The sequence below is a fragment of the Agrobacterium sp. GW821-FHT02D03 genome (assembly GCF_059421725.1).
Map to the genome: position 1 here is coordinate 647816 of NZ_JBWKVN010000001.1, position 17720 is coordinate 665535.

Here is a 17720-nt window from a genome sequence, read left to right on the forward strand (position 1 = left end):
GTTCGCAAAACCCTTAAACCAGTTGCGCGTGTTGTTTAAATTGTTTAATCACGATTTAAACGTCGCGGGGGTGCGACGCGCGATCTCGGGGAGGGGACATGGCGCAGAAGGTGAAGCTTTCAACGATTGCCGAAAGCCTGGGGCTTTCGACGGCAACGATTTCTCTGGCGCTGCGTGACAGCCCGTTGGTGGCATCCGATACCCGCGAGAAGATCAAGGATCAGGCCCGCGCGCTGGGTTATATCTATAACCGCCGCGCTGCCAGCCTTCGCACATCCCGCTCCGGCATTATCGGCGTCGTCTTTCACGACGTGATGAACCCCTTCTACGGCGAAATTCTCAAAGCCATCGAAAGCGAACTCGATCGCAGCCGCCAGACCTTCATTCTGTCCAACCATTACGACTCGGTGGAAAAGCAGCGCACCTTTCTGGAAACGCTGCTGCAGCTTGGCAGCGATGGCGTGATCATGTCTCCGGCGATCGGCACGCCGACGGAAGATCTGAAGCTTGCGGAAGAAAACGGCATGCCGGCCATTCTGGTGGCGCGCTCCATGGACGGCGTCGACATGCCGACCTTCCGTGGCGACGACAGCTATGGCATCTCGCTTGCCACCAACCATCTGATCAGCCTTGGCCACCGCACCATCGCCATGGTGGGCGGTACCGATCAGACCTCCACCGGCCGCGATCGCTATCAGGGCTATGTGAATGCGCTGCGCAAGGCCGGTATCGAGGTCGATCCGAATCTGCGCATTCCCGGTGCCCGCTCCAAGCAGGGCGGTTTCGAGGCGGCGGTGAATTTCCTGTCGCTGCCGCAGAAACCGACAGCTGCCGTCTGCTGGAACGATCTCGTCGCCATCGGCCTGATGAACGGCGTTTCACGCGCAGGCTTCGTGCCGGGCAAGGATATTTCCGTCACCGGCTATGACGATCTGGAAGAAGCGTCGATTTCCACGCCTTCGCTGACGACCGTGTCCAACGGTCAGGCGGAAGTGGGGCGGCTTGCGGCCCGCGCGTTGCTCGACAGGCTGGCCGGCAGCCATGAGCCGGACGGCATTCACCTGATCAAGCCGGAAATGCGCATTCGCCAGTCCACCGGGCCGTGCATTCCGCGTCAGTAATCCACGACAGTACCAATCTCGTCTTTTCGCGGGTTTCGGTTTCGTCTCGCATCGGTTAGCTTTGCCTTCCGCGTCACGGAGCGGTCCCGCCGCTTCGACATTTTTTGCATTTCAGGGTCTTGAGAGCGACTGGCTCTCCTCTCTGGAAATGCGTCTGCAGGAGGAATGACCGCCCATGTCCGATCAAAAACCCGTCGTTCTCGTTCCGGGGAAAATTCATCCGCGCGTGCTGGAGCGCTTCCAAGGCAAGGTGGAGGTGGTGACCGCCCCTGTGGGGGCAAAGCCTGCCATCTCCGCCGAGGTGGCGGAGCGCGTTCGCGCCGTCGCCGTCTCCGGCAGCGTCAATGCGGACTGGATCGATGGATTGCCGAACCTTGAGATCATCTCCAATTTCGGTGTGGGCTATGACGGCGTCGATGCCAAGCATGCGGCCAAGCGTGGCATCATCGTCACCAACACGCCGGATGTGCTGAATGACGAAGTGGCCGATACGACGATTGCGCTTCTGATCAACACGGTGCGCCGCCTCTATCAGGCCGAGAGCTATCTGCGGGATGGCAAGTGGGTGAAGGAGGGGCCGTTTGCGCTCTCGCCCTTTTCGCTGCGCGGTCGCAAGGTCGGCCTCTTCGGCATGGGGCGCATCGGCCAGGAAATCGCCAAGCGCCTCGAGCCCTTCAAGGTAGAGATCGGCTATCACACGCGCATCAAGCGCGACGAGCTGTCCTACACCTATTATGCCTCGCTGAAGGACATGGCCAGCGCGGTGGATATTCTGATCTGCATCGTGCCCGGCACGCCGGAAACCCACAAGGCTATCAATGGCGAGATCTTCTCCGCACTTGGCTCGAATGGCGTCTTCATCAATGTCGGCCGTGGCTCGAGCGTGGATGAGGATGCGCTGATCAAGGCGCTTGAAGACGGCACGCTCGGTGGTGCCGGTCTCGACGTGTTCTATTCCGAGCCGAATGTGCCCGAAGCGCTGTTGGCATTCGACAATGTTTCGCTCTTGCCGCACGTTGCCTCCGCCTCGGTGCCGACGCGCAATGCCATGGCGGATCTGGTGGCGGACAATATTCTCGGCTGGTTTGCGGAGCGGAAGGTGCTGACGCCGGTGCCGGAAACACCGGCGAAGCGGTAATCGATGAAGGGAGCGAGGCGTTTTACGCCTTGCTCGCCTGATATGCCCGCACGGCCTTGCCGAAGGCTTCGAACAGAGCGCGTGAGGGGCCATCGGTCTCGGCCCAATATTCCGGGTGCCACTGGACGCCGATGGCAAATCCCTTGGCATCAATAACGGAGACGGCCTCGATGGTGCCGTCTTCGGCGGTCGCTTCCACCTGCAGCCGGGGCGCGGTCTCGGCAATGGCCTGGCGGTGGACCGAGTTGATCTGGATTTCGCCGGACAGGCCAAGGTGCTCTGCAATGCAGGAGCCTTCGCGCACATGCACCGGCTGGCGGATGCTGAACATCACGTCGCGCTCGGTGGTCTCCGGCTTGCGGTGGTCCCAGCGTCCTGGCAGTTCCTGGATTTCGCTGGCGAGCGTGCCGCCAAGGGCCACGTTCAACTCCTGAATGCCGCGGCAGATGGCGAGCATCGGAATGCCGCGATCGATCGCGCGGCGGATGAGTTCGAGGCTCGTCGCATCACGCCCGGCATCGAAGGGGCCATCGGCGTCGGTGGCTTGCTCGCCATAGAGCGAGGGGTGCACATTGCTGGCCGAGCCCGAGACGAGCAGGCCGTCCACCCGGTCGAGAATGGCGTCAACCTCGTTGCCGGTCTCGAAGGCGGGTACGATCAAGGACATGACGCCGGCCACCTTCAGCGCCGCTTTGAGATACTGCGTCTGCGCCGCGTGCCACTCGGCACCGTCCACCTGTTTGATATCGGCAGGGATCGCGATGATGGGCTTCGACATGATGGCTCCGAATGTGATGCGGTCTTGAAATAAAGCATGTTGCGCAAAACTGTGCAGCGGTTTTGCGATAACGACATGCGAAAAAGCAAGGGCCGAAAGTGGGTGCGCGAATCTGCAAGATCGCAACACGCTTAAGGCTGCCGTCAGTGAAGCCGAAGGGGCGGATTCGTCAAGCATTCTCTTTGCGTAAGTGACGCAATTTATTGGTCTAAAGTATAAGATCATGCCGCTTGGACGATCGACTTTCCCATGAGGCGATCAATTTTATCGCTCCCAAGCATGTCATGAGATTTATTGTTCGATGGGCCGCTTGTCAGTTGCCATGGCCCATGCTTTTCTCAGTTGATGTCGTGTGCGTGGAGGGATGCGACACGATGACAGGTTCGTATCTGGGAGGATAATATGGATCGACGTTCATTCATCAAAAAAGGTGCGCTTGCGGGCACGGGTGCTGCAGCAGCAACGGTTCTGGCGGCACCGGCAATCGCGCAGGAAAATGCCAAGATCACATGGAGGTTGACCTCCTCGTTCCCCAAATCGCTCGATACGATCTTTGGCGGCGCGCAGGATATCGCCAACCATGTGAAGAACGCGACCGACGGCAATTTCAACATTCAGGTGTTTGCAGCCGGCGAAATCGTCCCCGGCCTGCAGGCGGCGGATGCTGTCTCCTCCGGCACGGTCGAAATGTGCCATACCTGCTCCTACTACTACGTCGGCAAGGATCCGACCTTTGCGATCGGCACCGCGATCCCCTTCGGGCTGAATGCGCGCCTCACCAATTCCTGGTTCTATGAGGGCAATGGCAACACGCTGCTGAACGAGTTCTACGCCAAGCACAAGCTCTATGGCATGATTTCCGGCAATACCGGGGTGCAGATGGGCGGCTGGTTCCGCAAGGAAATCAACACCGTCGACGATTTCAAGGGCGTGAAGATGCGCATTGCCGGTCTGGCCGGCAAGGTGGTTGAAAAGCTTGGCGTCGTGCCGCAGCAGATCGCCGGCGGCGATATCTACCCGGCGCTGGAAAAGGGCACGATCGACGCGGCCGAATGGGTCGGCCCCTATGACGACCACAAGCTCGGCTTCCAGAAGGTGGCGAAATATTACTACTACCCGGCCTTCTGGGAAGGTGGCCCGGTCATCCACTCCTTCGTCAATCTGGACAAGTGGAACGACCTGCCAAAGAATTACCAGGCCGTGCTGCAGGACGCCTGCTCGTTTGCCAACACCAACATGCTGGCGAAATACGACGCCAAGAACCCCAAGGCGATCAAGCAGATCGTATCCGAAGGTGCAACGCTTCGTCCCTTCAGCCAGGATATTCTGGACGCCTGCTACAAGGCCGCTCTCGAAGTCTACGCGGAAATCTCTGCCGTCAACCCGGACTTCAAGAAGGTCTATGACGACCAGGTGGCCTTCAAGCGCGAAGGCTATCTGTGGATGCAGCTGGCGGAATACACCTATGACACGTTCATGATGATCCAGCAGCGCAACGGCAAGCTCTGACGTTATCCATAGCATTGATAGGACGCCCGGATCGAAAGGTCCGGGCTTTTTCGTTTGAGCTTAAACAGGGCTCTCGCGCGTTTATGGACAAGTAACGGCGCGTGGTTATGATCGGCAGCGTTGAGCAGCGAAGCAGCACATTTCGGAGACCAGCCGGAATATCGGCGAGGATCGGCCACGCCGACCTTGGCAAAGGCCTTGCTGTTCAACTGTGGAGGTACAGCATCGGCCCGAAAATCGAAGTCGATTTTCGGAAAAGCACGATGCGTACATTCAAAAACCTCGAGCGTCCTTTGCGCGTCCTAGAGGACGCGCGGCGCTCTAGTGTGATGCGCAAGCCGCTGAGCATTACGTTTATCGTAAAGAAAAACCGGACAGGCTGGTCAATAGCTGTCCGGTTCACATTCTTCAGGAAGTAAATAAACGGAAGGTAGGTGTGCAACCCTACCTTCCACTCCACCAATATAACGCTTTCATCCTGATCAAACAAGCGTTCGCCGTCAGGGATTGATCTTCGGCGGTTCGTTGAGGTTCGGCATGCCGGGCAGGCCGTTGCCGCCGCCCTGGCCGGGTGCGCCGTCCATGGGGGGCAGGCCGAAGTTTGGCATGGTGTTGCCGCCCTGATTGCCAAAGGCGGGGACCTCGATCTTGATGGTGTTGAGATCGACCTCCGGGGTCTTGTCCAGCCAGTAGGTGACGGATTCCGGCCAGAAGATGACGATGGCGACGAGGATAAGCTGCATGCCAAGCCAGGGGATCGCGCCCATGTAAATATCCGAGGTCTTTACCGTGCGCGGTGCGATGGAGCGCAGATAAAAGAGCGCAAAGCCGAAGGGCGGATGCATGAAGCTCGTCTGCATGTTGATGCACAGAAGCACGCCGAACCAGATCAGATCGATGCCCAGCGACTGGGCGATCGGTGCCAGCATCGGCACGACGATGAAGGCGATCTCGAAGAAATCGAGGAAGAAGGCAAGGAAGAAGATGAAGATGTTGACGAAGATCAGGAAGCCGATCGGGCCGCCTGGAATGCCCGACAGCATGTGCTCGATCCACAGCGACCCATCCATGCCCTGAAACACCAGCGAGAAGCAGGTGGCGCCGACCAGAATGAACACCACCATGGAGGTGATGTGCATGGTGGAATGCATGCCCTGCTTGACCAGATCCCAGGTCAGGCGACGGTGGGCTGCGGCAAGCGCCATGGCGCCGACAACGCCAAGTGCGCCGGCTTCCGTTGGTGTCGCAAGGCCGAGGAAGATGGTGCCGAGAACGAGGAAGATCAGCACGATGGACGGGATCATGCCGCCCAGAACCTTCAGCACCAGCGCCCGGTTCAGCTCTCCACGGGCTTCCGGCGGAAGTGCGGGAACATCCTTCGGCCGGAAGACCGAGAGAAAGAGGATGAAGAGCATGAAGATTGCGACCTGCAGGAAGGACGGGCCGATGGCGCCGAGATACATATCGCCGACGGAACGGCCGAGCTGGTCTGCGAGAACGATGAGAACGAGAGAGGGCGGAATAACCTGCGTGATGGTGCCGGATGCGGCAATGACGCCCGTGGCGACGCGCGGATTATAGCCATATTTCAGCATGATCGGCAGCGAGATGACGCCCATGGTGATGACGGACGCTGCTACGGTGCCGGTGATGGCGCCGAGAATGGCGCCAACCAGAATGACCGCATAGGCAAGGCCGCCGGGGATCGCGCCGAAGAGCTTGCCCGTGCCCTCCAGCAGATCCTCCGCAAGGCCGCATCGTTCCAGGATTGCCCCCATGAAGGTAAAGAAGGGAATGGCGAGCAGCAGATCGTTGGAGATGATGCCGAAGATGCGCAGCGGCAGCGCCTGCATGAACGCGGGCGAGAAATGCTCGGTGAAGATGCCGATGACGCCGAACAGAAGGCCGACGCTGGCAAGCGAGAAAGCGACCGGAAAGCCGTAGAGCATGAAGATGATCATGCCCAGGAACATGGCCGGCGGAAGAATACCGTATTCGAACATCAGAATATCCTTGAAATGGCGCCGGCGTTACTGGAGCGGTTTTTCGTATTTGGTGTCGAGCTGATAGAGCCCGTTCAGCGCACCGATGCGCTTCACCAGTTCGGATATTCCCTGAAGGACGAGGAGGGCAAAGCCCGCAAAGATGATGAACTTGACGGGCCAGCGGATGAGGCCGCCGGCATTGGAGGAGACTTCGTTCTGTTGCCATGAAAGCAGGAACACCGGCCAGCTCAGCCAGGCGAGATAGAAGCAGGCGGGAAGCAGGAAGAGAACGAGGCCGATAATATCCACCCAGATGCGGGTGCGCGGTGCAATGGCGCCATAGATGATATCGACGCGCACATGCTCATTCATCCGCAGCGTATAGGACGCGCCGATGAGCACGATGAAGCCGAACATGTACCACTGGATTTCCAGGAGGCCGTTCGAACTGTAATTGAACAGGTAACGCACGATGGCGTTGCCGGCGCTGACGAGGCAGCAGATGAGAACCAGGTAGCCTGAGAATTTTCCCAGCGCCTCGCTCAACATGTCGATGGCGCGGCTCAGTTTCAAAAGCGCGTGCATTGTTTTCCCCTTTCGATCCCTTTGCGGGTTTTCGAGGAGGAATGTTTATGGCGGAAACCCCTCAGGCGAATCGTCCTCCCACGCCTGTTGTCCCCACCAGAAATCCTCCCTGCGTCCATCGTTATGGGCAGGATTTGCCAAATGCAACTAGGAAGAAGGTCGACCATGCGCCATCCCGGTCTTTCCTGCGCGCCGGTGGCGTCGATGTGACAAACGCTCCGCTTTTCCAAGGCCGCGAGCCCGGGATAAATTGCCCGAATTCGGAGCGATTTTGCCGGGCAAACAGCGCGTTACCCGCGTTGCGTCTGCTTCAAATTTTGTGTAGGTCTTGACGCGGAGCGTTCTGTCGCTTGCTTCGTTATCAGGGAAGACATCCATCGGATGATGGGACGATGACGGCGAGCGCAGATCAATAGAGGGGAAGCAAGCATGAGCGAACACCATAGCGGTCCAGTCGAAGTCGGTGCGAAGATGGACCTTGCCGAGCATCAGAAGACCTACAATCATTTTCTGTTGGCTTCGAAATACGGCACCATGCTGGTGTGCATGCTGATGATCGCCATGGCCGTCGGTTTCTTCACGACGGGCGGATTCTTCGGCGGATTGCTGGTTTTCATCATCCTGTCGGCTGCGGGTTTCTTTATTCTGTAAGCCGCTTTGCCGTCATCCACGACAGCGCGGCACCCGTCGCGCTTCATCTCACTCAACGTCATAAGACCGATGAGAGGCGCGTGTCATGAAGGCTCTTTTCCTGTCTTTGTGTCTGGCTGTCTGCTTCTGGCAGGGTGCGGCGGCGCGTGAATTCACCGCCGAGGAAAAGGCCGACCTTCAGGCGCAGATCGTGCGCTTCGAAACCGCGCTGAAGCAGGGCGACTTCGGTGTCGTCGCCGAGACCGTCCCACCCAAGGTTCTTCAGCATATTGCCAGCAAGGCCGGTGTGGATATGGCAACGCTTCGAAGCGCGATGCAGGCGCAGATGCAGATTGCGCTCGCCTCGGTCAAATTTCTCGATTTCGAGATGGATGTCGACAGGGCCGCTTACAAGCAAGCCCCCGATGGCACCCCCTATGTGCTGGTGCCTTCGCGCAGTCTGATGGAAACCAAGGGCCAAAAGATCGAGGCGAAGACCGCGACGTTGGCGCTGATCGATGGCGGAAAGTGGTATCTGGTCAGGATTGATGACGCGCAGCAGATCAATATCGTTCGCGAGGTCTATCCGCCGCTTGCCACTGTCGCGTTCCCGACGGGTACGATGGAAGCGGTGGAGTGAACCGCCCCTACTGATACGGTGAAAGCGATGCTGACATTTCGCCGGTGGATTTGTGGATCGGCGATCGCCGCGCGTTATGACGGCGACCTTGTAAGCTCCTGCCCCCTCTGTCGCATGAAGGATGGCAAGGTGACCTCCTTCCACTGTTACTGCGCCGCATCCATCATGATGCAGCGACTGGGGCTCGCGTGCTCCAAGCCTTGACGATGCAGTCGCATCGGGCAGTCGACACAGGCTTCAATCAAACATTCACCTTCGTTCTTCATGAGATATCAAAACCTCTCATGCAACAGTTCGACCCGGTCGGGGGCGACTAGAGCATCGGCTAAGCCGCTGCGTAGATTTTAAGAAGAGCGTCCTTTGTGCGTCCATAGGGACGCACGGCGCTCTATCGCTCAAACGAGGGACCTGAAGGTCGATGCTTGCATTTGTTGAACGCCATATAAAGCAGGCATGCGCCACGGACCGCTTTGAGACGAAGAGCAAGGTCCTTTCCTTTGCCCTTCGCACGGCTATCGTCGTGACGCTGGTTGCCGACATATTGAATATCGTCGCCCACCATCTGATGAACGCATTTGGCTTGCTGCCCTACGACGTCTGGCAGGGGGCAACCGTTGGCGTGATCATATCGACTGTGGTGGCCTCGTCGTTGACGTTTTCCATCGTGTATCTCGTGGGTCTCGCCATCCATCATCTGTCCATCTCGCGCGCGACATTTGAACGGCTGAGCCGCACCGACATGCTGTCTGGGCTCCTCAATCGCCGTGCCTTTATGGAAGAGGTGGCGAAGGCGGACGAGAATGCGTCGCTCATCCTGTTCGATATCGATCGCTTCAAGCGGATCAATGACGAGTTCGGCCACGATGTCGGAGACCATGCGATCGTGACGGTGGCACGGCACCTGATGTCTGCTTTCCCGCAACCCCATGTCGTTGCCAGGATCGGCGGCGAGGAATTTGCCGTTCTGGCGGTTCAGCTCACCGCCCAGAAACGTCTGACACTTGCACAGCGGTGCAACGAAATGCTGGCGGCCCGGCCCGTGAACCTGAAAGACAGGCTTGTTCATATCACGCTGTCGGGCGGTGTGGCCGATAAGGAATCCTACGCGTCCTTCGAGGATCTGTTCAACGCCTGCGACAGGGCGCTCTATCTGGCGAAATCATCCGGTCGCAACCAGATCCTCCATAGCGACCTGCTGCCGGAGGACTTCAAAGCGAAAGCCAGCGTGGCTGTGTAGCGCCTCGAGCCCTCCAGGGCAGGTTCTCTAAAGCGAGTCGCGATCTTTCAGATTCGATCGTTACGCTTGAGGTCCTTGGTTTATTGCATGGTGCTATCGCAAAGCCGCGGCATATTACAGCCGCTTTTGGCGCGAAGCAGCCGAAGTTGCTAGACAAAGCGCGCCAGAATGGGGGCGCAATTTTCAGATATTCAGAATACTGCGCGCGTCCACCATGGGTTCAAAGCGCAACAGTTCCGCATCACGATGGCAATGTCACCGTTGGGATAGTGCTCTTACTTCGAAATCCTGCTCAACACGCTACTCTTCGGTGGAAATCTTGATGTCGCGCGCTGCAAGCGCTTTCAGAAGCTTTGGGGTGGGCTTGCTGTTCTCCAGCCCACTGATCGATTTCAGGTTTGGCAGAAGCTCAAGATCGGTAATCGCCTTGTTGCTGACGGGAATGGCTTTATCGCCACTGCCGGGATCCCAGAAGGGGTAGAGGTGATAGATAAACTCGGACCCACCGTCCAATCCGCTTGATTGATGCAGCGTTTCGACCTTGGCAAGCAGCTCGTCCGATATGGGCAGATTTTTGAAGTAGGTCTCGACCTCCGGGATGATCTCGTAGCCGTCAATCTCGACGGAAATTTCCCGCTTCTCATATTCCTTGGCAAACAGGTGGATATCGAATTGCGGCGCGAGCACCTTCTGCCGGTACATGAGTTCTTCGATGACCAGCAGCTTCAAGCCAAAATCCTTGAAACGATTTTCCGAAGGCTTGTGCGAGGGGTAAAGTTTGGGACGGCTTGAATAGTCCTCAGCCTCTTTGAGAAGCGCGCCAATGAGCTCGGCGTAAGGGGCAGGGAGCTTCGTTTCGATAACCTTGAACGCCTTGCGGGTTGTGGCGGAAACGGCAAGCCGCTGCACGGCCTTGTCGCGACGTTTCCTGTTCCAGGCGTCGAAATCACTCTGGATCAAGTTAAGGGTTGCGCGATGCGCCTGAAGGGTTTTTTCGTCGCGTTCGCGGTAGGTTTGTGCTGACGTGCCGAGATGACTTTCATATTTGTTTTCCCGCAGCAGCCGTTCGTAATTGGCGATGGTCGATTGCAGGAGAGCTTCAGCCTCTGGGCTCTGATATGTCTGGATATCCAGAGGCGTAAAAACGACCTGCTCCAGAAACTGTTCGAGTTGTTGTTCCGTCCAGGAAGATGCGTCGCTGAGAGCATGTTGCAGAATTGCGGCCGATTGGGCGTGCGCCGGCTTGCCTTTATCGGAGTGAAACCCGAACATATCGTAAGCAAGGTCCACAAGCAGAGGGGCTTCGCGCTGGGCTTTTTCCAGGATGTAGAACCGGATCAGGTCACCAGCCTCGCGGATTGCATTTGGATGCAGCATCAAGTGGTCGGGCAGGAGAAAACTCCTGTGCTCCGGGAACGCCCGGTAGATCTTGGGAACGAGCATCGCTGCTTCGATTCTGAGCTTTTCGTCGTGATTGCTATAAGGCTTATGCCAATAATAAAGGTCGAGCATCGATGTAACGATATCAGCCCATTTTCCCGTTTTTGTCCTGCTGAATTTTTCACTGACGACACTATTAGGTCGTTCGATCGCGCGTCGCAAAAGGTCGAGATGTTGGGCGTGCCGCTCATTGAGAATTCGCCACGCTTCTTCTTTGCCGCCATGACTTGCGACGGTGGTCGTGCCCGAAAATGCAAGAATGAAATTATAAGCTTTCACACCGTTAAGCGCCAAAGCGTCATTTTCACCCAGGAAACCTTTGATCGTCGCAAAATAAATATCGTAAAGTCGTTCAAGGTAGCCACGATCTTCGCTGATCAGTGATTTCCAGTTTTCCTGGGCGATTTTTAGAGATCGGTAATCGTCCGCCTCATAGGAAGTTAGAAAATCCAGGCTTTCTTCAAACGTCATATCTACTCACAATCGATTTCGAACGGATTTGAAAGACGTGGCGCTGCAAACGGCAGTTCCCAACAAAATTAAGCGGCCCTATTGGACACAAACCTATCCCGGACAGCCTTGAGCCATCAAGATTAAAAAAGTTGCGATATCAAAGATAGGTCGAGTGTCGGCCAGCAATACCGCATCAGCTCATGCCTGGATGACGACCTTTCCGATTGCAGACCCTGAATCTCATCGCCCCATCATTCCGTTAGGTGCGGCCGCTCGTGATCGCGTCGTACAAGCTTTGGCGAGCCTGTGGAATCACATGCGGTACCAACCGTTATCCCGCGTAATGCGAACGATTTACGATCGCCATGACTTGCACCGTGTCGCTCGCTCCTGATTTAGAGCAACCCTCACCATGTCCGCTCTTGGCGCGAAGCGGCCCATTGCAGTCATCACGGGCCGAAGGGAGAAGGTCAGCGTCGCGCCTTCGTCTCAGTTATCCGAACCTCCTTTTGATGCCTTGCAGAAGCGGCCGTTCGTTTCGGTGCAGCAAACCTCGATCGTCGGCAAAGCCACATCCCAGGCGAGCTGATCCTTATTCTCAATATTATGAAGTGGTGATTTTGCTCCGAGACATTCATGCTTCTCCAGAGCCAAGGGCTCTACGTCACCGACACTGAAAGAGAGAAGAATGCCCAGGCTGGAGCTCCCAAATACATCGATCATCAACGGTGATAGAGTTCGTTGGGGGACCATCGGCAGCGGCCCGCCATTGGTTGCAGTTCACGGCACACCGTTTTCATCACAGGTGTGGCGCAATATCATTCCGCACTTCGCCAATGATCGGACCGTTTACTACTTCGACATGGTTGGCTATGGCCAGTCTGAGATGCGTGAAGGACAGGACGTTTCACTTGGCGTACAAAACAATGTTCTGGCGGCGTTGTTCAACGAGTGGAATATCGAACGGCCGGAAATTTTGGCGCATGATTTCGGCGGAGCAACCGTGCTTCGTGCTTACCTTCTCAACGGGTTGCGCTATTCCGCCCTGACAATTTTTGACGCTGTCGCTCTTGCCCCGTGGGGGTCGCCCCTGGTGCAGCATGTTCGTCAGCACGAAATGGCTTTCTCTGGCATGCCGAGCTACATGCACCGCGCCATTTTACGCGCCTATTTGCAGACCGCCGCCTACAAGCCGTTATCGGAAGAGGCACTGGACATATACAGTGCACCTTGGCTTGGTCCTGTCGGACAGCCCGCATTCTATCGGCAAATCGCGCAAATGGATCAGCGCTACACCGATGAAGTTCAATTCCGCTATGCCCCAATGGATTGCCCGGTAAAAGTGCTGTGGGGAAAGAATGACGAGTGGATTTCCTATGAAAACGGTGTTCGCCTGGCGGCACTGATTTCCGCCGATGACTGCATTCCACTTCTCGAAGCAGGCCATCTTGTTCAGGAAGATTGCCCGCAAGCCATTGTTGCCGCGGTTTTGAAGAGCTTCAGATAGCGAGTCACATAAGTCAGGTATTGGTTCGGCAGCATCTGGCCATGCCGGACGGCGTTATCTGACTGGCAAGTGCCATTTCATTTTCCCTGAGACATCGAACTTATGCGCCGCGACGACCTATCGCAATCCGTCACCGGCTGCGATAAGCTGCCATTTCAGTAGCTGCAGCGGTCCTGTTTTGGCCGACACTGGCAAGCAATGGCCGAGGTTTTTCATCATGGCTCAGTCGGCAAGGATTCTGATCGTTGGCGGTGGTGCGAGCGGCCTGGCCTGTGCGCTCAGTTGCGCTCGTCTTGGCGCGGATGTCAGGATCGTCGAGAAGAGGCCTTCCAGAACATCGGTGCAGAAGGCGACAGGGGTCGCGCAAGGCGTCTGGCACCAACTCGCGGATTTCGGCATCACCGAGAGAGTGATCTCGCAAGCTATTCCCATGCGGCGCTTTGTCTTTCACGACGATGAGAAACTGGTGGCGGATCTTCGGGTGCCGGATGTGAATGGCGAGCCGCCCGCGCATCTTTATCCGCAGGCCATGCTTGAGCAGGCGATGGAGGAGGCTTTGGCCGCTTATGGCGTGCAGGTCGAGTATGGTCGCGTGTTCGCAAGCGTCGTGGAAAATGCCGATGGCATCGAAGCGACCATCCGTGACGGGGATGGGACCGAAATCATCAAGGCCGATTGGCTGGTTGCCGCGGACGGGGGCAAAAGTGCGGTCCGATCATTCCTCAATGTGCCATTCGTCGGACGTGACTACCCCGAAGACTGGTCTGTCGCCGAGATAGAGACTGAGACGTGGCCTCAGGACGCACAGGCGCAACTGTTTCTGCAAGCAAACGGTGTCGGCCTCTTTCTTTCACAACCGCGTCGCGGTGTCGTTCAGGGCATATTCAATGCGAAGGGTGTGGCCTCCAGGCTCACTCATATGTTCCAGGATGCCAGGCTGCTTTATGAAAGGGAGTTTCGTGTTTCCCTTCGGCGCGTGCCTTCGCCACGCATCGGTCGCGTATGGCTGATTGGGGATGCGGCCCATGTCCAGTCTCCAGTCGGCGGCCAGGGCCTTAATCTGGCGATCTGGGATGGCGTGACGCTTGGCCGCGCATTGGCGAGACACCAGACGGAGGTGGAAAAAACCTTGCGCGATCGCGCACGATCCGTCCTGCGCTTCACCCATTTCGACTATCTGATGCTGTCGACGAAGTGGCGGAGTGTCCAATATCTCAGGAACAGCTACTGGAAATTTGCGGGGCGATTCCCCCGCAGTGCGGCCTGGTTTTTCACCCTCATTTCCGGGGTGTGGTGAAGCGGTCAGTGTGTCTTCAGCAGCGGGGCACCGAAGCAACCGATTTCATGAAGCGCGTCATCCATCCATGATGTCACGTTCGTTGAACGCGTCGTATTTTCGGATCTCGCCGCGCATCTTGCCGCTCCAGCGGCGGACGAAGGCGATGGTGTCGGCTACCAGCAAATGCGCGTTGAGCGCTGCCTGATCGGCCCAGCGTTCCGATATCAGCAGTCGCCCCTCGTGCGGATCGTCCACCGCCGCATCATAGCTGATGCATCCTGGCCGCTTTCGTGTTTCGGCTGCCAATGCTTTGAGGTCTGCGGTGAACGGCGCCAGATCGGCCGGATCGACATGCATGTGGCCGGTTATGATCAACATGGATATTGCCTTCCATAGGTGCCCCGACCGCGTGTTTGCGACGACCGGGGCATTGACTGGTCAAGTCGGTGATCAGGCGGCGACCAGCACGATCTTACCCTGGATGCTGCCTTCGGACGCACGACGATGCGCTGCCGCGGCCTCGGCCAGGGGATAGGTGCTGTCGATCACCACCCGCACGGTACCATCATCGAGCAGCCGGCCAGCCGCTGCCAATTGCGCGCCATTCGAGCGCACCTGCGTCGAGGAGACGGTTATGTTGCGCCGGGCGGCTTCCTCGTGGCCGGAAAAGCCAAGCGGGTTGACGAGGTACAGTGCGCCATTCGGCTTGATCAAGGGCAGGAAGCGTTCCATGTTCGCGCCGCCCACGGCATCGAGCACCAGATCGACATCCTTCATCACGGTCTCGACATTCGTCTTTCTGTAGTCGATGAAGAGATCCGCACCGAGGTCTTTGAGAAGCGCCTCGTGTTTGCCCGAAGCGACGGCAATCACCCTCGCGCCCTGCCATTTGGCGATCTGGACTGCGAGATGGCCCACGCCTCCGCCCGCGCCGTTTACCATCACCGTCTTGCCGCCAAGCGGAATGGGTGCGTGCGGAAAGGTCTGGAAGGGGTTCGGCACATCATGACCGAGGCTCACCAGAAATTGCCATGCGGTCAGCAGCGACATAGGTGCGCCGGCGGCGTGGATATGGTCGATCCCGGCGGGTTTTGGCGCGAGCTCTGACGCGGGAACCCGGACATAGTCGGCATAGGCGCCGCTTCCGGTCATCAAATCGTGCGGGAAGCGGACCATGGCGAAGACGGCATCGCCGCGTTTGAACTGCGAGACGTTCTCACCAACGGCCGAAACCGTGCCGGAAATGTCCGTGCCGAGGATCAGCGGGAAGCTTGGATTGGGCTGCCATTCCGGCGGAAGTGCGCGATAACCGTCGCGCAAATAGAGATCCGGCGGGTTGATGCTTGCGGCGTGGACCCGAACAAGCACCTCATCCGCAGAGATTTGCGGTCGTGGCGCATCCTCATAGAGGAGCACATCCGGTCCACCGAATGCGTGCAATCGCACGGCTTTCATCATCTCAGTCATCTTTGCCTCACCTGAATTGTCGTTGTGTCAGGAAAAGATAGGACTGCGGGTTTCATTTGAAAATCAGGCGGTAATTCGCTTTAATAGTGCCATGAAGGAACAAATCGGAATTGACAGGCTGACGGGGCTGATTGCATTTGCGCGCGCCGGTTCGCTTGGAAGCTACACCGCCGCTGCCCGCTCGCTGGGCATCTCACCGTCCGCGGTCAGCAAGAGCATCCAGCGGCTGGAACAGCAGCTCGGCGTTTCGCTGTTTGCGCGCACGACGCGTTCCTTGACGCTGACGAGCGAAGGGCGCGATCTGCATGATCGGGCGCTGAGGCTGCTGCACGCCGCCGAAGAGATCGAGCAGGCGGCAAAGGCAGCGCGCACCGAACCAGCCGGGACATTGCGGATTGCCGCATCCCTGCCGATCGGCCTGCATGTCATCGCGCCGGTGCTGCAGCAGTTTCGCGCGCTCCACCCGAAGGTGACGATCGATCTGCGTTTGAGCGATCACATGGTGGATCTTATCGACGGCGGCTTCGACCTTGCAGTCCGCATTGGCGACCTGTCGGATTCGCGCCTGCTGTCCCGCCGCCTGATGCCACACCGGCTATGCTGCTATGCCTCGCCCGACTATCTGGCGAGGCGCAGCCCGCCAACCCATCCGAACCAGTTAGAGGAGCACGAGACGGTCAGCCTGCGCTATCAAAGCAGCGGCCAGCTGTTTCGCTGGCCTTTCCGCATCGGGGAGAAGGAAGTGGAGATCGTGCCATCCTCCGGCATCATCGTCGATGCCAGCGAAGCGGTGCTGGCGGCAATATCAGCCGGTGCCGGGATCGGAATGGCGACGAGTTTCATGGCCAACGCCTGGGTGAAGCGTGGCGCGCTTGTGCCAGTTCTTTCCGATTACGCGGTGGACCGTCACAATATCACGGCCCTATGGCCCGAAAGTAGACGGTCCAACCCCGCCATGCGCGCCTTCCTGAACGCGCTGGTGGAGCTGTCGTGACGGGGGCAGGAGCCTCCGCAGTTTGCGGAGGCTCCGCGTTCTACAAGCGATATCAGCCAGCCACCTTCTTCAGCTCAGACAGTGCCTCCGAGGGGAGCTCGATCGTCGCGGCTGCCAGGTTTTCGCGCAGATGGCCGCGTGACGAGGTGCCGGGGATCAGGAGAATGTTGCGCGATCGCTGAAGCAGCCAGGCAAGCGCCACCTGCATCGGCGTGGCGTTAAGCTTTGCCGCCACGTCGGACAGGACGGAGGATTGCAGCGGCGAGAAGCCGCCGAGCGGGAAGAACGGCACATAGGCGATGCCGCGGGCCGCGAGCGTCTCGATCAGGGCGTCGTCGTGGCGATGCGCAAGATTGTACTGGTTCTGCACGCAGACGATGTCGGTGATCTTTCCGGCATCCTCGATTTGCTTTGCCGTGACATTGGAAAGGCCGATATGCCGGATCAGCCCCTGTTGCTTCAAATCCGCCAGCACGTCGAGCGCTTCGTCCAACGACCCTTCCGCAGGGCCGTGCACGTCGAACATGGCGCGCAGATTGACGACATCGACCACATCGAGCCCGAGATTGCGCAGATTGTCATGAACGGCCTGTGTCAGCTCCGCACGTGAGAAGGCCGGCTTCCAGGATGCGTCCGCGCCTCTGCTCGCGCCGACCTTGGTGACGATCAGAAGGTCGCTCGCGTAGGGATGCAAGGCCTCGCGGATGATTTCGTTCGTCACATGCGGGCCATAGAAATCGCTGGTGTCGATGTGGTTGACGCCGCTTTCCACCGCTTCGCGCAGCACGGCTATGGCCTCTGCACGATCGCGCGGCGGCCCGAAAACGCCCTTGCCCGCAAGCTGCATCGCGCCATATCCCAAACGGCGCACCGTGTGGTCGCCAAGCTTGAATGTTCCTGAATGTGTCATCGTGCTCATCGCCTGTCTCCTTTGTGTTGCTGGAAAATAGGCAGGTG

General features: G+C 58.0%; 17 protein-coding genes. 10 read left to right on the forward strand and 7 right to left on the reverse strand.

Annotated elements, in window-relative coordinates; genetic code table 11:
• Positions 1–98 precede the first annotated feature (98 nt).
• Together AC07U5_RS02935 and AC07U5_RS02940 are read left to right on the forward strand one after the other, a co-directional pair.
• The gene (locus AC07U5_RS02935) at positions 99–1121 is read left to right on the forward strand and encodes a LacI family DNA-binding transcriptional regulator (protein WP_062427810.1); all 1023 of its coding nucleotides are present in this window, start codon (positions 99–101) and stop codon (positions 1119–1121) included.
• A 175-nt stretch (positions 1122–1296) separates the two neighbouring features.
• Positions 1297–2259, forward strand: coding sequence for a 2-hydroxyacid dehydrogenase (locus AC07U5_RS02940; protein WP_494722248.1), 963 nt, complete (start codon positions 1297–1299; stop codon positions 2257–2259).
• A gap of 22 nt (positions 2260–2281) precedes the next feature.
• On the opposite strand, the gene AC07U5_RS02945 is transcribed toward AC07U5_RS02940, so the two are convergent.
• On the reverse strand, positions 2282–3037 hold the full coding sequence (locus AC07U5_RS02945; protein WP_494722249.1) for a gamma-glutamyl-gamma-aminobutyrate hydrolase family protein: 756 nt from the start codon (positions 3035–3037) through the stop codon (positions 2282–2284).
• Positions 3038–3439: 402 nt separating this feature from the next.
• Between AC07U5_RS02945 and AC07U5_RS02950 the strand changes: the two genes are divergently transcribed.
• On the forward strand, positions 3440–4546 hold the full coding sequence (locus tag AC07U5_RS02950) for a TRAP transporter substrate-binding protein (protein WP_062439429.1): 1107 nt from the start codon (positions 3440–3442) through the stop codon (positions 4544–4546).
• Between the two features lie 500 nt (positions 4547–5046).
• On the opposite strand, the gene AC07U5_RS02955 is transcribed toward AC07U5_RS02950, so the two are convergent.
• Complete coding sequence (locus AC07U5_RS02955) at positions 5047–6549, reverse strand: TRAP transporter large permease (RefSeq protein ID WP_062427813.1); 1503 nt, start codon at positions 6547–6549, stop codon at positions 5047–5049.
• Between the two features lie 27 nt (positions 6550–6576).
• A complete protein-coding gene (locus AC07U5_RS02960; RefSeq protein ID WP_062439430.1) occupies positions 6577–7116 on the reverse strand; it encodes a TRAP transporter small permease subunit in 540 nt (179 codons plus the stop codon).
• A 429-nt stretch (positions 7117–7545) separates the two neighbouring features.
• Between AC07U5_RS02960 and AC07U5_RS02965 the strand changes: the two genes are divergently transcribed.
• The 3 genes from AC07U5_RS02965 to AC07U5_RS02975 all read left to right on the forward strand — a co-directional run bounded on the left by AC07U5_RS02965 (position 7546) and on the right by AC07U5_RS02975 (position 9623).
• Positions 7546–7767, forward strand: a complete 222-nt coding sequence (locus AC07U5_RS02965; RefSeq protein WP_062427815.1) for an aa3-type cytochrome c oxidase subunit IV — start codon at positions 7546–7548, stop codon at positions 7765–7767.
• Between the two features lie 85 nt (positions 7768–7852).
• Positions 7853–8386, forward strand: coding sequence for a hypothetical protein (locus tag AC07U5_RS02970; RefSeq protein ID WP_494722250.1), 534 nt, complete (start codon positions 7853–7855; stop codon positions 8384–8386).
• 418 nt (positions 8387–8804) lie between these two features.
• Positions 8805–9623, forward strand: coding sequence for a GGDEF domain-containing protein (locus AC07U5_RS02975; protein ID WP_112956116.1), 819 nt, complete (start codon positions 8805–8807; stop codon positions 9621–9623).
• Positions 9624–9923: 300 nt separating this feature from the next.
• On the opposite strand, the gene AC07U5_RS02980 is transcribed toward AC07U5_RS02975, so the two are convergent.
• Positions 9924–11000, reverse strand: a complete 1077-nt coding sequence (locus AC07U5_RS02980) for a DUF6892 domain-containing protein (RefSeq protein ID WP_494722251.1) — start codon at positions 10998–11000, stop codon at positions 9924–9926.
• On the opposite strand from AC07U5_RS02980, the gene AC07U5_RS02985 reads away from it, so the two are divergent.
• From AC07U5_RS02985 to AC07U5_RS02995, 3 genes are all read left to right on the forward strand, one after another.
• Positions 10992–11447: a hypothetical protein gene (locus AC07U5_RS02985; protein ID WP_494722252.1), complete on the forward strand. Its 456-nt coding sequence runs from the start codon at positions 10992–10994 to the stop codon at positions 11445–11447. The genes AC07U5_RS02980 and AC07U5_RS02985 overlap by 9 nt on opposite strands.
• 757 nt (positions 11448–12204) lie before the next feature.
• Positions 12205–13023 carry an alpha/beta fold hydrolase gene (locus tag AC07U5_RS02990; RefSeq protein WP_494722253.1) on the forward strand — a complete coding sequence of 273 codons (819 nt, stop codon included), beginning with the start codon at positions 12205–12207 and terminating at the stop codon, positions 13021–13023.
• Between the two features lie 217 nt (positions 13024–13240).
• The gene (locus AC07U5_RS02995; protein WP_494722254.1) at positions 13241–14320 is read left to right on the forward strand and encodes an FAD-dependent oxidoreductase; all 1080 of its coding nucleotides are present in this window, start codon (positions 13241–13243) and stop codon (positions 14318–14320) included.
• 57 nt (positions 14321–14377) lie between these two features.
• Here the strand turns inward: AC07U5_RS02995 and AC07U5_RS03000 are convergent, their stop codons facing one another.
• On the reverse strand, positions 14378–14680 hold the full coding sequence (locus tag AC07U5_RS03000) for a putative quinol monooxygenase (protein ID WP_494722255.1): 303 nt from the start codon (positions 14678–14680) through the stop codon (positions 14378–14380).
• A gap of 72 nt (positions 14681–14752) precedes the next feature.
• On the reverse strand, positions 14753–15769 hold the full coding sequence (locus tag AC07U5_RS03005; protein WP_494722256.1) for an NADP-dependent oxidoreductase: 1017 nt from the start codon (positions 15767–15769) through the stop codon (positions 14753–14755).
• A gap of 91 nt (positions 15770–15860) precedes the next feature.
• Between AC07U5_RS03005 and AC07U5_RS03010 the strand changes: the two genes are divergently transcribed.
• The gene (locus tag AC07U5_RS03010) at positions 15861–16763 is read left to right on the forward strand and encodes a LysR family transcriptional regulator (RefSeq protein WP_494722257.1); all 903 of its coding nucleotides are present in this window, start codon (positions 15861–15863) and stop codon (positions 16761–16763) included.
• 52 nt (positions 16764–16815) lie between these two features.
• Here the strand turns inward: AC07U5_RS03010 and AC07U5_RS03015 are convergent, their stop codons facing one another.
• Positions 16816–17682: an aldo/keto reductase family oxidoreductase gene (locus tag AC07U5_RS03015; protein WP_494722258.1), complete on the reverse strand. Its 867-nt coding sequence runs from the start codon at positions 17680–17682 to the stop codon at positions 16816–16818.
• Between the last annotated feature and the right edge of the window lie 38 nt (positions 17683–17720).

Excerpts from the sequence above, each read along its gene's own strand:
- AC07U5_RS02995 (WP_494722254.1), top strand. The coding sequence starts at position 13,241 with ATGGCTCAGTCGGCAAGGATTCTGATCGTTGGCGGTGGTGCGAGCGGC.
- AC07U5_RS03015 (WP_494722258.1), bottom strand. The coding sequence starts at position 17,682 with ATGAGCACGATGACACATTCAGGAACATTCAAGCTTGGCGACCACACG.
- AC07U5_RS03000 (WP_494722255.1), bottom strand. The coding sequence starts at position 14,680 with ATGTTGATCATAACCGGCCACATGCATGTCGATCCGGCCGATCTGGCG.
- AC07U5_RS02955 (WP_062427813.1), bottom strand. The coding sequence starts at position 6,549 with ATGTTCGAATACGGTATTCTTCCGCCGGCCATGTTCCTGGGCATGATC.
- AC07U5_RS02960 (WP_062439430.1), bottom strand. The coding sequence starts at position 7,116 with ATGCACGCGCTTTTGAAACTGAGCCGCGCCATCGACATGTTGAGCGAG.
- AC07U5_RS02970 (WP_494722250.1), top strand. The coding sequence starts at position 7,853 with ATGAAGGCTCTTTTCCTGTCTTTGTGTCTGGCTGTCTGCTTCTGGCAG.
- AC07U5_RS02935 (WP_062427810.1), top strand. The coding sequence starts at position 99 with ATGGCGCAGAAGGTGAAGCTTTCAACGATTGCCGAAAGCCTGGGGCTT.
- AC07U5_RS03005 (WP_494722256.1), bottom strand. The coding sequence starts at position 15,769 with ATGACTGAGATGATGAAAGCCGTGCGATTGCACGCATTCGGTGGACCG.
- AC07U5_RS02975 (WP_112956116.1), top strand. The coding sequence starts at position 8,805 with ATGCTTGCATTTGTTGAACGCCATATAAAGCAGGCATGCGCCACGGAC.
- AC07U5_RS02940 (WP_494722248.1), top strand. The coding sequence starts at position 1,297 with ATGTCCGATCAAAAACCCGTCGTTCTCGTTCCGGGGAAAATTCATCCG.
- AC07U5_RS02980 (WP_494722251.1), bottom strand. The coding sequence starts at position 11,000 with ATGCTGCATCCAAATGCAATCCGCGAGGCTGGTGACCTGATCCGGTTC.
- AC07U5_RS02985 (WP_494722252.1), top strand. The coding sequence starts at position 10,992 with ATGCAGCATCAAGTGGTCGGGCAGGAGAAAACTCCTGTGCTCCGGGAA.
- AC07U5_RS02965 (WP_062427815.1), top strand. The coding sequence starts at position 7,546 with ATGAGCGAACACCATAGCGGTCCAGTCGAAGTCGGTGCGAAGATGGAC.
- AC07U5_RS03010 (WP_494722257.1), top strand. The coding sequence starts at position 15,861 with ATGAAGGAACAAATCGGAATTGACAGGCTGACGGGGCTGATTGCATTT.
- AC07U5_RS02950 (WP_062439429.1), top strand. The coding sequence starts at position 3,440 with ATGGATCGACGTTCATTCATCAAAAAAGGTGCGCTTGCGGGCACGGGT.
- AC07U5_RS02990 (WP_494722253.1), top strand. The coding sequence starts at position 12,205 with ATGCCCAGGCTGGAGCTCCCAAATACATCGATCATCAACGGTGATAGA.
- AC07U5_RS02945 (WP_494722249.1), bottom strand. The coding sequence starts at position 3,037 with ATGTCGAAGCCCATCATCGCGATCCCTGCCGATATCAAACAGGTGGAC.